The sequence below is a fragment of the Mesonia oceanica genome (assembly GCF_902499555.1).
In the GTDB taxonomy this organism is placed as follows: domain Bacteria; phylum Bacteroidota; class Bacteroidia; order Flavobacteriales; family Flavobacteriaceae; genus Mesonia; species Mesonia oceanica.
Genome location: NZ_CABVMM010000012.1, coordinates 1 through 13,442, shown reverse-complemented (window position 1 = coordinate 13,442; position 13,442 = coordinate 1). Strand labels below are relative to the sequence as shown.

Here is a 13,442-nt window from a genome sequence, read left to right as displayed (position 1 = left end):
AAAAGACCATGCGTGAACAAACAAAGAGCATTCCTGTAAAAACGATGGACGATGCGTTGAATACTGGATTTGTCATCGGAAAAATGACATTCAAAGACTTAAATGCGTTTAAAGAAGCGGCTGCAGCACACAGGGATGATTATCATTTGTTTTTTTTACTAGAAAAAGGAACCCTATCCATTGAAATAGATTTTCATACCTATACCCTAAAACCAGCTGCTGCCCTCTACATTCACCCCAATCAAGTACACCGTATGCTGTTAATTAACCAAGCAACAGTAAGCTTTTGGGCAATCAATACAGAAACCTTGAATCGGGAATACCTAACGGTATTGGAAGCTATAAACCCTGCAAGACCGGTATCCTTAACAAGGGAAACGTTTTCCATTATTGCTGAAACGGCATCCTTGTGCTTAAAATTATCAGCGCGAAAACACGAAAAACTATACCAATCGGTACTCAAAGACAGTGGGAATGCCTTAGTAGCATTAGTTACTTCACAGTATTTAGCACAAACTCAATCACCAGACAGCCTTTCCCGTTTTGAGTCTATTACCAAGGCTTTTAAATCGCGTTTGGAAGCCAATTTTACTACGGTAAAAAAACCGAGTGAATATGCGAAAACCCTTACTATTTCTACCGCTTATTTGAACGAATGTGTCAAAAAGACAACCGGGTATTCGGTTTCTCATCACATACAACAACGGGTGATGTTAGAAGCCAAGCGGATGCTCTATCACTCCGATAAATCTGTTAAAGAAATCGCAACACAATTAGGCTATGAAGATTACGCCTATTTCTCTCGATTATTTAAAAAAATAACAGGAGTAACCGCATCTGCATTCCAAAACAAAAACCACGATTAGTCCAACAGATACGTTTATTGATACAATGCAATTATTTAGAATCGTTCTAACTTTGCAAACGTATTAAATGTAGAGGTAATGATTATAGATGATTCAAAATTCCCAATAGTGTTGGTTGATTTTCAACACAGCCTGGAACAAACAACAACTGAAAACCACAATCACGATAAGGATATGGCCGCGTTTACGGGTTTGTTCGAGAGCGGAAAACCTTTTGTAATGGTTAGCACGGGTGAGGCTCCTGAAGAGAAGCACAAACATTCCAGGGAAGAAACCCGGAAAATAAACGCCTGGCGGAAACTAAATAAAGAAAAGCTCAAATGCATACAAGCAACCATACAGGTAGAACCAAACAAAGTCAAGCGTGTAGGATTAAAATTGTTTGCCTCTGTTTATGAGAAATTTTGGGGAAATCCACTACTGCTTGCCCAAAACCAAGAAGAAGCTTTAGAACTAGCCAAAAGCGTACTTCATAAAGCTTCTTGACCTTCTTACTTAAGGAAAAAAAAGCGGAGAACTAAAAAAATACCAATTCAAATTCTATTATGAACCACAAGCACCAACATTCTCACGAGCATCCTCACGAAGCACATCAGCATTCAGATACCAAAAATGGACTAACCTTAGCCTTTTGGCTAAACTTAATTTTTGCAGTTATCGAAGTGGTGGGCGGGATCTTTACCAATTCCACAGCAATTATTGCCGATGCTTTTCACGACTTTATAGATGCCGTCGCTATAGGAATAGCGGTTTTGTTTGAAAAAATATCGGGAAAGAAACGTTCTTCTAGTTATTCGTACGGTTATAAACGGTTTTCATTACTATCTGCGCTGGGCTTATCGCTATTTCTATTGATTGGAGCTGTCTTTATGATTAAAAGTGGCATAGAATCATTTATCGATCCCCAAGAAGTCAATAGTGTGGGTATGCTTTGGTTAGCGGTTTTGGGAGTGAGCATCAACGGCTTTGCCTTTCTTAGAATAAAAAATGGAACCGGAGGACACCATCATCACCATCACGCGCACGGGCATTCCCACAATCACAACAGTAAAGCCATCATGCTTCACCTTTTAGAAGATGTACTGGGTTGGGTAGCTGTTTTAATAGGTGCTGTGGTGATTTATTTTACGGGTTGGAATTGGATAGATGGGTTGCTTACCCTCGCCATTGCTGCTTTTATTTCGTACAACGCCACCAAAAATTTAATAGAAACCCTAAAAATAATGCTACAAGCGGTTCCTGAACATGTGAATATGGAAACCCTAACCTCAGAACTGAATACGATTGAAGGTGTTGCCAACATTCACGATTTTCATATCTGGAGTTTAGACGGAACCTACCATGTGGCTTCGCTACACGCTGTGTTGGACAGTGCCGATAAGCCTTCTGAAACTAAAGTCTATACCACTATTTTAGAACGCTTGAGTAACTACAATATTCAACATCCCACCATACAAATTGAAACGAATACAAAACACTGCAAATTTGTGAATTGCTGAAAACAGAAAAAGACGAACGGCTAATGCGGCTATTTAAAGTCGGTTCGTAACACTGAAAAACAAAATGAAGAAAACCCTATTTGAAATAAACCAAATGGACTGCCCTTCGGAAGAAAACCTAATCCGAATGAAACTGGACGGAATTTCAAGTATTGTGAATTTGGACTTTGATATTCCAAACCGAAAACTGACTGTTTTTCACAGCGGAGAAATCGACCAAATCGAAAAGTCTATTCTCGAACTGAATTTAGGCGGAAAGAAAATATCGACCGAACAGACCGACCAAACAGACTTCACAGAAAAGGCTAACCAAAAAAAACTACTTGGGTCTGTTCTTGCCATTGATTTTGCCTTTTTCATTATCGAAATCACAACCGGCATAATCTCCAAATCAATGGGATTGGTTGCGGATAGTTTGGATATGCTTGCCGATAGTTTTGTTTATGGAATTAGTTTATTTGCCGTTGGCGGCACACTGATTAAGAAAAAACGAATAGCCAAACTTGCCGGGTATTTTCAAATTGCCCTTGCCCTTATCGGATTTGTAGAAGTATGCCGAAGATTTTTTGGGCCTGACAAATTACCGGACTTCTCGACCATGATAAGCGTTTCCATTCTTGCACTGATCGCCAATGGCATTTGTCTTTATAGTTTACAAAAATCCAAGAGCAAAGAAGAGGCTCATATGAAAGCGAGTATGATTTTTACTTCAAATGATGTGATTATCAATTTAGGAGTCATCATTGCCGGACTTTTGGTTAATTGGTTAAGTTCCAGTACCCCTGATTTGATTATAGGAACCATCGTTTTTGTATGGGTCATTCAAGGAGCCTTTCGGATTTTGAAAATAAGTAAGTAAATGAAAAAAAACTTATAAAAATATAAAACTGCAATTTTCTAAAGAATGTTTATTTTGAGAAGTTCTTCAGTTGTTCCGCTTATCATACTCGATGTTATTTGTAACTGAAAAAAGAGACCACTGTTCTTGAAAATTACAAGTTAAATGAGCAAAGAAATTAAATTTAAAAAGAATCGAATTTTCTATTGAGTTTTAATCTACTAAATTCCTTGCTCAACCCAATTAACTCATCCTACCAATAGACATTTGTAACAAGCAAAGATAAAAATCAATGGCTGAAAGCAATCTGGAAGGACCACCTGAATTGGAATCACGTGAATGGCATTAATGTACAGAGTAACAAAGCTGCATTCACATACGGAGAGGAAGGGATTCCGGATAGTTTTTTAATTGATTCAACCGGAATAATCATAGCCAGGGATTTACGGGGAAAACAATTGGACAAAAAATTAGAAGAACTATTCAATTAATATCCGTTGCTAGCAAGTTATGTTTAAGCTATCCATTCTAAATTTCAAATTCCAAATCTCCTACAAATTTTTGAACATCATAACTTCTCGGGATGTGTTGAGGCTGTCTTCCTTACTGGCATGATCAGGGTGATGCTACTTTTTTAGAAAGGAGTTATCGATATTTACTTCATAACTTCAGCGATCTCCAAGGGGGTAATGGGATTTTCAGACCGATATTTCGTATTGTATTTTTTATCTAAGACAATCACCAAAAAATCGGTATCTGCTTGTTGTAGTTTTTTATAATCGCCAAATTTCATTAATCGATCATTGTTTTCTTTAAAAAAGGATTGGACGCTTTCGGGAGTGACCAAATAGGGCTGAATATTGCGTTCGGCGAAAAACTTTCTTCCGTTTTCAAAAATATCGTACTGTTCTTGCACCTTGGGCAAATTTCTATCGGCGGTGACCACCACCACGTAACCTGCATGTACAGGTTGGTCGTTATTGGTTACTTGGATAGGTTCTTGAGCAGTTAATATACTGCTAAAAGTGATGGCAAATACGAGTAATAAGTTTTTCATGATTTTTTGTCTTTTAGGTTAATTTGAAAATTTTCCATCAGCTCCAAGATTACTTTTTCGGTATGGGAAAATAGGGGAGAAGACGTTCCGGCAGATTTCTCGTCGACCTTATCAAAGTACTCTTGTATTTTTCCGTTTTGGTAATATTCGGTAATCATGGGATGAACGTAATAGTTTCTACAAACGCTTCTGGTATTTCCCAAAGCTTCGGCAGCTTCGTCTAAAGCTGAAATAATATGTTTGTCTTGTTCTTTCTCTTTTTCGGTATAGCCTAAATCACGCAAGGCTTCAAAATAAATTTTGGTGGCTGCCCACGTTCTAAAATCTTTAGCCGAGTAATATTCACCACAAATGGTTTGGATGTATTCATTAATCATTCCGCTATCGATATGATCTTTATCGCCATTTTCATCGTAATATTTAAAAAGTTCCCATCCGGGTATTTCTTCACATTCATTAATCAATTCAATTAAATCCTGATCGGTGACTTCAATATGATGTTCTTTCCCTTTTTTACCAATAAAATCGAAGGTGAGAATATCGTGACTTACATTTACATGGCGAGAGCGGAGGGTAGAAAGTCCGTAAGTTTGGTTGTTTTTGGCGTAATAATGATTCCCTATCCTAATATGGGTTTCTTCCATTAAACGGACGACCAAAGCCAAGACTTTTTGTTTGGGCATTCCTTCCAGCTCTAGGTCTTTATCCACTTGTTTTCTAATTTGAGGAAGCTTTTCCCCAAAGGAAGCCATTTTAAAAAACTTGGTCTGGTTTTTAAATTTTGACCATAAATCGTGGTAACGATAAACCTTCCTGTTTTTAGTATCTCTTCCTACCACTTGTAAGTGTCCGTTTTTTAAATGGGTAATTCGTACTTCTTTCCAAGCCGGGGGAATTACCAATTTCTTTATTCGTTCTAAAGAAGTCTTATCGGTGATTTTTCTTTTTTCTTTATCGGTATAGTAAAAACCGCGTCCGTGTTTATGGCGCCGGATGGTGAGTTGGTGGTCTTTTACGTAAACTAGGTTAGCTAAGGCCGCAAATTCTTCCGGCTGATGCGTTATTTTTTCAATTTTTTCGATGGTCAGGTTCATAGGTCATTTAAAAATCACCTATAAATTTAGCTAAGATTAGGATGTAATAGGTATAACAAAAAGTGAATGTTTTAATAAAACTCTACTAATTAAGAGTTTTTATAGCTTTGTTGAATTGATTTTAGCTGCCGAGCTATCTTTACTTGTTCCTTCTGCGGAGTCGGAAAGTTGTTATTTTCTTCCATAAAAAAAGCCTTCCGGTAAAGGAAGGCTTGATTGTTTTTTTGAGGAAATGAAATTTACTCAAAATAACTAAAAGTTTCTCCGTTTTTAATCTGAAGTAAACTTTCATAGATTAATTTAATCACATTTTCTACATCATCCCGATGAACCATTTCTACGGTGGTATGCATATAACGCAAAGGAAGTGAAATTAAAGAGGAAGCCACTCCGCCATTGCTATAGGCAAAAGCATCCGTATCGGTTCCCGTCATTCTACTAGCGGCTAAACGCTGAAAAGGAATATTGTTTTTCTCAGCGGTACTAATAATCATCTCCCTTAAATTATTTTGTACGGCAGGCGCATAGCTAATGACCGGTCCGTCACCAATCTTGGTTTCCCCTTCTTTCTTTTTGTCGATCATGGGAGTGGTCGTATCGTGGCAAACATCTGTAACAATAGCTAGGTTGGGTTTGATGGTTTGCGTAATCATTTCTGCCCCACGTAAACCAATTTCTTCTTGTACCGAATTAGTGATGTAAAGCCCGAAATCTAATTCTTTTCCGTTTTCTTTTAAAAGTCTTGCTACTTCAGCGATCATAAAACCACCCATCCGATTATCTAAAGCACGGCAAACAAATTTATCTTTGTTAAGTACAAAAAATTCATCGGGATACGTAATGACGCAGCCTACATGCACGCCTAATTTTTCAACTTCTTCTTTAGAAGTACAACCTACATCAATCGTGATGTTTTCAATTTTAGGAGTTTCTTCTTTGCTCTTATCACGCGTATGAATGGCCGGCCAGCCAAAAACTCCTTTTACAATTCCGTTTTTGGTATGGATGTTCACGCGTTTGGAAGCCGCAATCATATGGTCGCTACCTCCATTTCTAATCACATGAATTAATCCATTATCGGTAATGTAATTCACGTACCAAGAAATTTCATCGGCATGACCTTCGATTACCACTTTAAATTTAGCCTCAGGATTGATGATGCCGACTGCCGTTCCATAGGTGTCGGTGATAAATTCATCTACATAAGGTTTAAGGTATTCCATCCAAAGCTTTTGCCCCTCACTTTCGTAACCGGTAGGTGCCGCATTATTGAGGTATTTTTCTAAAAACTTTAGGGATTTTTCGTTTAGGATACTATTTTTTGACATAATTTTATTTGAGAATTTCTACGAAAATAAGAATTCTTATTCATTTGAATAAAGAATGATTAATTTTGGAATGATTTTAGATTAACTATTGGAGAATTACAGAATTACTACTATTGAAAAAAAACTTATTTATACTACTTGTATTTCTTACCGGATGGTCTCAGGCACAAATCCGCCAACAGTTAGTGAATTCTAAACCTGCTTTAAAAGCGAAAGAATTTAAAATGGAACAAGATTCTATGGAGGTAGACACTGTTCATCAAAAGCAATTTATGGTGATTGATGATAAAGTAATGGAAGCCATAGATTTGGATGAGGTTTTTTTGGTGGGTCCATTTAAATTTAAAAATAGGGAAGAGCGTAGGCGTTATTTAATTCTTCAGAAAAAAACCAGGCATGTGTGGCCTTATGCGATTTTAGCTTCAGAAAGATTAACCCAACTGAATGAGAGGTTGAATAAGATAGAGTCGAAATCGAAAAGACGCAAATATACGAAGATCGTACAAGAATATATTGAAGACGAATTTACGGAAGAATTGAAAAAACTTACTAAAACGGAAGGACAGATTCTAGTAAAATTAATGTACCGCCAAACCGGAACTACTACTTTTGATATTGTAAAAGAATTAAAAAGTGGGTGGCGCGCCTTTTGGTATAATACAACGGCAAGTCTTTTTAATATTTCTTTAAAGGAAGAGTTTAAACCGGAAGAAGTAGAAGAAGACTTTTTAATAGAGCACATTCTAAGAAGGAATTTCCAGAAAAAACTTTTGGAAGAAAAGAAACCAGCCATCGATATAGATTTTTTAAAAGCAGTAGGGAAGTGGCAATAACTACTTTTAATTAAAAGTCTTAATCACAAATTCACACCTTCTATTAATTTCGTGTTGTTCTTCGGTACAAGATTCTTCGGTTTCACAATATATGATAGGTTGAGTTTCACCGTAACCGACCGCTGTGAGTCGGTTTAAATCAATTCCTTTTTCATTAAAATAAGCAAGCACGGCATCAGATCTTTTTTGAGAAAGCTCTAGATTGTAGTTATTGTTTCCCCGAATATCAGTATGTGTTCCTATTTCAATTTTCATTTGAGGATATTTTTCTAAAAGTGCAATTACTTTATTTAGTGTTTTACGTGATTCTTTTCTAATGTACCACAAGTCGTAATCAAAATAAATAGGTTCGGTTTTTATAAAGATTTTATGGTCTTTTTTAACAATGCTAGGTTCATCGTTTATAATTTGATTGATATGTTCTTGTTTTGCTTTTTCTTCTTCAATTTTTTGTTGTTTTAAGCGCTCTTTTTCGTGTTCTAATTCTTGTTGCTTACGCTCAGCAATTACTTTTTCACTTAATAGGTAGAGATCAACTTTATTTTCTTTTTTCCGTTGTGAAGAGGCATTGAAGGTTTTATGGTCATCGGTATATTCAGCTTTGCTAGCGGAAATTTCAAAAGAAGAATTACAATTTATTTTAAATGAATAGGCGCCTGTGCTATTAGTGATAATACTATCGGTAGGCATTTTATTTTCAAATAATACCACTTTCGCTTCAGCAAGTAATTCTTTAGTGGTTTTATCAAAAACTCTTCCTTTTAAAAATTGGTAGCAATCTTCAATAAGTAAAGCTTTGGTTTCTGTAATTTGATAAATATCGTCGCTTCCTTTTCCTGAAGGTCGGTTAGACGAAAAGAACCCTTCTTTGGTGGAAGTATTGATGTAAAAAGCAAAATCATCATAACTAGAATTTATAGGAAGCCCTACGTTATCTGGTTCTTGAAATCCGTTGGTGCTAGATTTAGCGATAAACACATCGAGCATTCCAAAACCGGTATGACCGTTAGAAGAAAAGTAAAGATTACCTTCTGCATCAATAAATGGGAATTGTTCATTTTTATTTGTGTTAATTAACTTCCCTAAATTTTTTGGTGCTGAAAAATCTTCGGTATTTACTGCATAAATGTCAAAACCCCCAAAGCCCCCCGGTTGGTTAGAAGCAAAATAAAGTGTTTTGCCATCCTTGCTCAATGTTGGGTGCTCACACGAATAGTTTTTATGATTAAAAGGAAGCAAGGTGATGTTGGTCCACTTTTCATCTTCTAATTCTGCTTTATAAATTTGAAGTTGAGTTACTTTAGCGGTGTCTTTTTCTTTTTTACCATTCAAATAATTATTTCGGGTAAAGAAAACCGTTTTGCCATCTTTGGTAAAGGCAGCATTGCTTTCGTGAAGTTTGGTGGTTAATTCTTCTGCAAATAGCCTAGGGGATTCTGTTTCTAAACTATCTAAAGGAATACTGTAAAGGTTTAAATAGGGCTGGTTATTCCAATAGTATAAGTTAGCAAAAATTCCTTTTTGTTCTTTGGTGGAAGCAATTAAAACTTGGTCTTGGTAAACTCCGCTAAAAAACTCAGATTGCTCTGTGTTTAGAGGTAGGTTTTTTAATAAATAGCGTTCTCCCATAGCTTCCACATTTTTAAGGTAAATCAACGATTCTAGGTAATCATTCTTTGCAGAAGCTTCCAGAAGGTAATTTTGAAACAATTGATCGGCCAGCTCGTATTTCTTTTGTGCTTTTAAGCTTTGATAATAATAAAAGAGATGAGTATCATCCATAAGGGACTTCTCTTTTTTTAAGAGAAAACGATACCATTTTTCAGCATTTTTAAAATCAAATGTATAGTAGTAGGCATCGGCTAAATTTCGGATAGCTTCCGTAGAAGATTCGTAACTGATGACATCTTCATAGAGAGGAATAGCTTTAGCATAATAAGTTCTCGCAAAATATTTATCGGCTTGTTGGATAGTGAAATCTTGAGCTGTAGTAGTTAAAGAAATTAAACTCAAGAAAGTGAATAGAATATATAAAAAAGGTTTTTTCATAACAAGGAATTAAAAGAATCGAGGTGATTTGTTATGACCTTTAAACAAATCTAAATTATACAAAAGAAAAATTTCGTGGGTTCCGCTCGTGTAATTTCCTAAATTGGTAGTGGTATAATCATAAGCATAACCAAATTTAAGATTGGTGGTAATGCCTATACTCATTAATGCGCTAATAGAATCGTCGTAACGGTAAGAAACGCCAGCTTCAAATCGATTTAGATATAATAAATTAGCTGAAAGATCGATCATCGCAGAAGATCCTTGAACTGCTCTGAGCAAAAAGGAAGGTTTTACTTTTAAGCTTTGAGAAACTTTAAACACATAACCTCCGGTTAAATACATATGTATTTCTTCACTACCCACGGCCTGAATGCTATTGGCATTATTTAAATGTTTACTGGTTAGAAAGTTAGGAGTTGATATGCCTAAATAATAGGTGTCGGTAAATAAAAAAGCTCCAGTCCCTAAGGTAGGGTAGGTCTGATTGATATTTTGACTAAATGCCGGATCGGTATTAGGTCCTCCACTTTCTAATCTAAATTTAGAAAAATCGGTATCTAAAAATGTGGCTCCTGCCTTGAGGCCCAAGGAGATTTTAATTTTTTCTGAAACTTTTAAGATGTAAGCTAAATCGGCAGTTAAGTTATTTTCTTTAAGTGCACCTTCACCAATTTCATCATTTACAAAAGAAACTCCCGCTTCTAGTTGATTACTTAACGGTAAATGGGAGAAAAAGGAAAAACTAGTAGGGTTCCCAATAATATCCACCCATTGTTTACGGTAAAAACTTCCAAAATGTAAAGTCTCCGGGTTGTCGTTTACATATCCCGGATTGATGATTTTCTGGTTATACATATAATTTGTAAACTCAGGATCCTGTTGAGCAAAAGAGTTGAGGTAAAAGGTGGAGGTTATAAGAATAAGTAATTTTATTTTCATCTACTGTTTTTTAAATTATCTATTTACATATAGTCTCCCCTGTTTTGAAGAAATGTTGTCTTTGTTGAAGTTCACTATATAAAAATAGACGCCGTTGGGCACGATACCATCCGATAATACCAAATCGCTTTCTGCCTCACCATTCCAATAAGGACGGTTAATATCTCCTTCATATAAAAGCTTACCGTATCGATTATAAATTTCGTAGGTATAATCGGGGTATAAATATTGGATGTCCGGAATTCTAAATACGTCGTTTATTCCATCATTATTAGGTGAAAAAGCATCGGGAATAAAAAAGTCGTATTCATCTTCACAGGCAGTAAGAGAAACCCTAACTTCTAAGCCATCGACTGTTTCGCAATTGGTTACCGAATCGTAGGTATAACCAACATAAACTTCGGTTTCAGAAAGTAGTGTATTCTCACTTAAAAGATTTCCGTTTTGGTCGTACCAGTTGATTTGATATTGGTTAAATTGTGCCGTGTTAGCACTTAAGTCTATAATACTAGGCTCATCAACACCACAAAATTCGTTTCCTGCCGGAAGTAAAGTGGCTATAGGAACTTGATTAATAACAACGCTTACAGATGTTTTATTAGAATAGCAACCCTTGGTATCGAGTTGTGAAACCCAATAAGTGCCGTTTGATAAGGGGGTATCGTTAGAAAGTGAATTCTGACTATTTTCTGAAGTGTACCAAAATATAGTGGATTGATTTGGTGTTAAATCTGAAACAGTAGCGGCGTCAACTTCACAAAACTCTTGTAATAAAGGAGGATCAGGAGGGTTGGGTAGTGGATTAACTTCAAAAGTAAAATCGTTATTTATAGTGGTAGAGCATCCTGTTTCAGCATTAGTAATTTCGTGAATGATAATCGTAGTAGCACCGGTATTAGTGAGTAAGCTTTCTGAAATTACTAATTGAGCATTTGTGTTGTTTACACTTATAGTTTCTATTTGATTGCTTATTGAATTTGCGCCTGTTATAGAATATTCAATTCTTAATTGATCTATCCCTGTAAGATTCCCTATAACTGCTATAGCATCATCTCCCCAACAAATATTTTCTACGTTTAGAGTAATGAACGGATCAGGATTTTTGAAAATTTCAAATTCAAAATTAAGATCAGTAGGATTGGTGATACATCCATTTAGCGTAGTGATTTTTGTAATTTCAAATTGATTATTACCTGTATTAGGAAGTAAATTCGCCGGTATTTGAAGAGCTGAAGATCCATTTGAAAAATTAAGTGTTACATCGTTAGCAGAAAAATTGTTTGCACCGGAGATATCATAATCAATAACCAAATCTTCATTAAAATTACTGTTGTCAATATCAAGTTGAATAAGAAGATCTTCTCCTAAACAAAAATCAACAATATTTATATTTATATCATCTTCAAAAATAGGGTACACTTCAAAGCTTGTTTCTAAATCGTATAGAAGTTCACAGATAAGATCATTAGGGTCGCTTAAAATTTCTACAGCTGTGATTTCAATGGAATAAATGCCTGGGGTAGGAGTAAATGTACTTGGAAGCACAAAACTTTCTGGATTAGTTAATGAAATTACAGTGCTCTCGTCAGTTAGGTTTACTGGTCCGTTTACATTATAAGTTATGATAAAGGAATTACTTGGTAAATCATTCAAATTGGGAAGCCCATTTATCGTTGCTACTATAGGAAAACCGCTAATATCATTCTCACAAATAGATTCAACTTCTAAAGTTGCATTAGAAAAATCGAGTTTCCTTCTAAGTTTGATAATAACAGAAAGTACTTGAAATTCACAAATAGGATGGTTGGGGATGGCCGTGTAACTAAAGCTATATTCTCCATATCCAAAATTATTAAAGATATTCTGTATATCGATGATAGTGTCACCATTACCATTAATTTCGTTAGTTCCCGAATTATCACTCCAATAACCATTAGAAGGATTAGGAGGAAGGTAAGTATTTAAATCTAAGTTGCTTTGATTTGCAATTTCATCTAAACCGCAAATTTCATATTCTATTGCGCCTGAAGAAGGAACGGGGAGGGGATGTACCGTCAACTCAACGGTAACTATATCAGTAGGGCAACTATTTTGTGACTCCACATTATAAGTAAAAGTATAAGTTCCCGGACCCTGTATGGTAGCATCAAAAATGTTGTTTTCCAATGCTCCGGTATTACTTACATCTATCCAATAGCCATTGAGAAAAGGATTAGGATTACTACCTATAAATTGAAACAAATCTACATTAATATCATTTTCACACGCATTTGCACTATAATTATCTTCACCGGCATAACCTCCTATTATTAAAGTTAAAGTAGAAGAGCTATTGGGACAATTAGTAGTGTCTAAGCTATAGGTGAAGGAATAAGTACCGCTTTGACCTATCTCCCAAATGTTAATTTCGTTCTGAGCTGAATTCGTGAAGATATTCAGATTATTATTGTCTATCCAGGTTCCTCCACTAATAGGATTACCATTGAGCGCATTTAACAAATTAAAATTTTGATTATCCATATTGGAATAATCGCAAATAATAATGGAGGTATCTTGTCCAGCGCATTGGCCGAACGCACAAAATTTTACTAATAGTAGACTAATTAGTAGCGGGTAAGCTTTAATCATTCTAGAAATTTGAATACTTAAGCTAATATAACTTTTTTATTATATACTAACAATTAATAATATAAAAATCCCTCCTTTATCTTTAATCGCAACAACAACTACTCTGCCCCCTCACAACCTTACCGTAATTTTGTGATCCGCTTTGGTTTGGTGTGGAACTTCTTTTTGTAGTAATTTTTTTGGGGTTCAATGCTTCTGGAAATTAAGGCATTACCCGCTAAGGTTAAAAAAGCTTAAAATAAACTTAAAGAAAAGTTTGTTTTTAGAGGAAAAAGGGTTGTATATTTGCACCCGCTTTAGGGATAGGG

Annotated in this window: 12 protein-coding genes; 6 read left to right on the top strand and 6 right to left on the bottom strand. The window is 35.6% G+C overall.

Translation table 11 applies throughout. The features are described 5' to 3' along the window. The first annotated feature begins 8 nt into the window (after positions 1–8). The 4 genes from FVB9532_RS14460 (at position 9) to FVB9532_RS14445 (ending at position 3,224) form a co-directional block, all read left to right on the top strand. A complete protein-coding gene (locus FVB9532_RS14460) occupies positions 9–866 on the top strand; it encodes an AraC family transcriptional regulator (RefSeq protein ID WP_150545892.1) in 858 nt (285 codons plus the stop codon). 78 nt (positions 867–944) lie between these two features. Further along, the gene (locus tag FVB9532_RS14455; RefSeq protein WP_150545891.1) at positions 945–1,352 is read left to right on the top strand and encodes a hypothetical protein; all 408 of its coding nucleotides are present in this window, start codon (positions 945–947) and stop codon (positions 1,350–1,352) included. 59 nt (positions 1,353–1,411) lie between these two features. Next, complete coding sequence (locus FVB9532_RS14450) at positions 1,412–2,365, top strand: cation diffusion facilitator family transporter (RefSeq protein WP_150545890.1); 954 nt, start codon at positions 1,412–1,414, stop codon at positions 2,363–2,365. A 64-nt stretch (positions 2,366–2,429) separates the two neighbouring features. After that, on the top strand, positions 2,430–3,224 hold the full coding sequence (locus tag FVB9532_RS14445; protein ID WP_150545889.1) for a cation efflux transmembrane domain-containing protein: 795 nt from the start codon (positions 2,430–2,432) through the stop codon (positions 3,222–3,224). 634 nt (positions 3,225–3,858) lie between these two features. On the opposite strand, the gene FVB9532_RS14440 is transcribed toward FVB9532_RS14445, so the two are convergent. The 3 genes from FVB9532_RS14440 to FVB9532_RS14430 all read right to left on the bottom strand — a co-directional run bounded on the left by FVB9532_RS14440 (position 3,859) and on the right by FVB9532_RS14430 (position 6,682). After that, positions 3,859–4,260 (bottom strand): DUF4174 domain-containing protein, encoded by a 402-nt coding sequence (locus FVB9532_RS14440; protein ID WP_150545888.1) that lies wholly within the window; start codon positions 4,258–4,260, stop codon positions 3,859–3,861. Beyond that, positions 4,257–5,354 (bottom strand): DNA topoisomerase IB, encoded by a 1,098-nt coding sequence (locus tag FVB9532_RS14435; RefSeq protein ID WP_150545887.1) that lies wholly within the window; start codon positions 5,352–5,354, stop codon positions 4,257–4,259. Before FVB9532_RS14435 ends, FVB9532_RS14440 begins: the two co-directional genes overlap by 4 nt. Before the next feature lie 239 nt (positions 5,355–5,593). Further along, positions 5,594–6,682 (bottom strand): M42 family metallopeptidase, encoded by a 1,089-nt coding sequence (locus FVB9532_RS14430; protein WP_150545886.1) that lies wholly within the window; start codon positions 6,680–6,682, stop codon positions 5,594–5,596. A gap of 113 nt (positions 6,683–6,795) precedes the next feature. Here FVB9532_RS14430 and FVB9532_RS14425 point away from each other — a divergent pair, with 113 nt between their 5' ends. Further along, the gene (locus tag FVB9532_RS14425) at positions 6,796–7,515 is read left to right on the top strand and encodes a DUF4294 domain-containing protein (protein WP_394349667.1); all 720 of its coding nucleotides are present in this window, start codon (positions 6,796–6,798) and stop codon (positions 7,513–7,515) included. A gap of 6 nt (positions 7,516–7,521) precedes the next feature. Here FVB9532_RS14425 and FVB9532_RS14420 read toward each other — a convergent pair whose 3' ends face one another. From FVB9532_RS14420 to FVB9532_RS14410, 3 genes are read right to left on the bottom strand one after another with little or no spacing between them, the layout of a single operon-like run. Next, positions 7,522–9,564 (bottom strand): OmpA family protein, encoded by a 2,043-nt coding sequence (locus FVB9532_RS14420; RefSeq protein WP_150545885.1) that lies wholly within the window; start codon positions 9,562–9,564, stop codon positions 7,522–7,524. 9 nt (positions 9,565–9,573) lie between these two features. Beyond that, a complete protein-coding gene (locus FVB9532_RS14415; RefSeq protein ID WP_150545884.1) occupies positions 9,574–10,506 on the bottom strand; it encodes a PorP/SprF family type IX secretion system membrane protein in 933 nt (310 codons plus the stop codon). 15 nt (positions 10,507–10,521) lie between these two features. Further along, entirely contained in the window at positions 10,522–13,134 is a 2,613-nt protein-coding gene (locus tag FVB9532_RS14410) for a T9SS type B sorting domain-containing protein (RefSeq protein WP_150545883.1), read from the bottom strand. Between the two features lie 78 nt (positions 13,135–13,212). On the opposite strand from FVB9532_RS14410, the gene FVB9532_RS14405 reads away from it, so the two are divergent. Continuing rightward, entirely contained in the window at positions 13,213–13,305 is a 93-nt protein-coding gene (locus FVB9532_RS14405; RefSeq protein ID WP_150546033.1) for a putative porin, read from the top strand. Positions 13,306–13,442: the final 137 nt, after the last annotated feature.

Bases quoted from the DNA above. Each gene is read 5' to 3' on its own strand.
- FVB9532_RS14460 (WP_150545892.1), top strand. From the start codon at position 9: ATGCGTGAACAAACAAAGAGCATTCCTGTAAAAACGATGGACGATGCG.
- FVB9532_RS14455 (WP_150545891.1), top strand. From the start codon at position 945: ATGATTATAGATGATTCAAAATTCCCAATAGTGTTGGTTGATTTTCAA.
- FVB9532_RS14450 (WP_150545890.1), top strand. From the start codon at position 1,412: ATGAACCACAAGCACCAACATTCTCACGAGCATCCTCACGAAGCACAT.
- FVB9532_RS14445 (WP_150545889.1), top strand. From the start codon at position 2,430: ATGAAGAAAACCCTATTTGAAATAAACCAAATGGACTGCCCTTCGGAA.
- FVB9532_RS14440 (WP_150545888.1), bottom strand. From the start codon at position 4,260: ATGAAAAACTTATTACTCGTATTTGCCATCACTTTTAGCAGTATATTA.
- FVB9532_RS14435 (WP_150545887.1), bottom strand. From the start codon at position 5,354: ATGAACCTGACCATCGAAAAAATTGAAAAAATAACGCATCAGCCGGAA.
- FVB9532_RS14430 (WP_150545886.1), bottom strand. From the start codon at position 6,682: ATGTCAAAAAATAGTATCCTAAACGAAAAATCCCTAAAGTTTTTAGAA.
- FVB9532_RS14420 (WP_150545885.1), bottom strand. From the start codon at position 9,564: ATGAAAAAACCTTTTTTATATATTCTATTCACTTTCTTGAGTTTAATT.
- FVB9532_RS14415 (WP_150545884.1), bottom strand. From the start codon at position 10,506: ATGAAAATAAAATTACTTATTCTTATAACCTCCACCTTTTACCTCAAC.
- FVB9532_RS14410 (WP_150545883.1), bottom strand. From the start codon at position 13,134: ATGATTAAAGCTTACCCGCTACTAATTAGTCTACTATTAGTAAAATTT.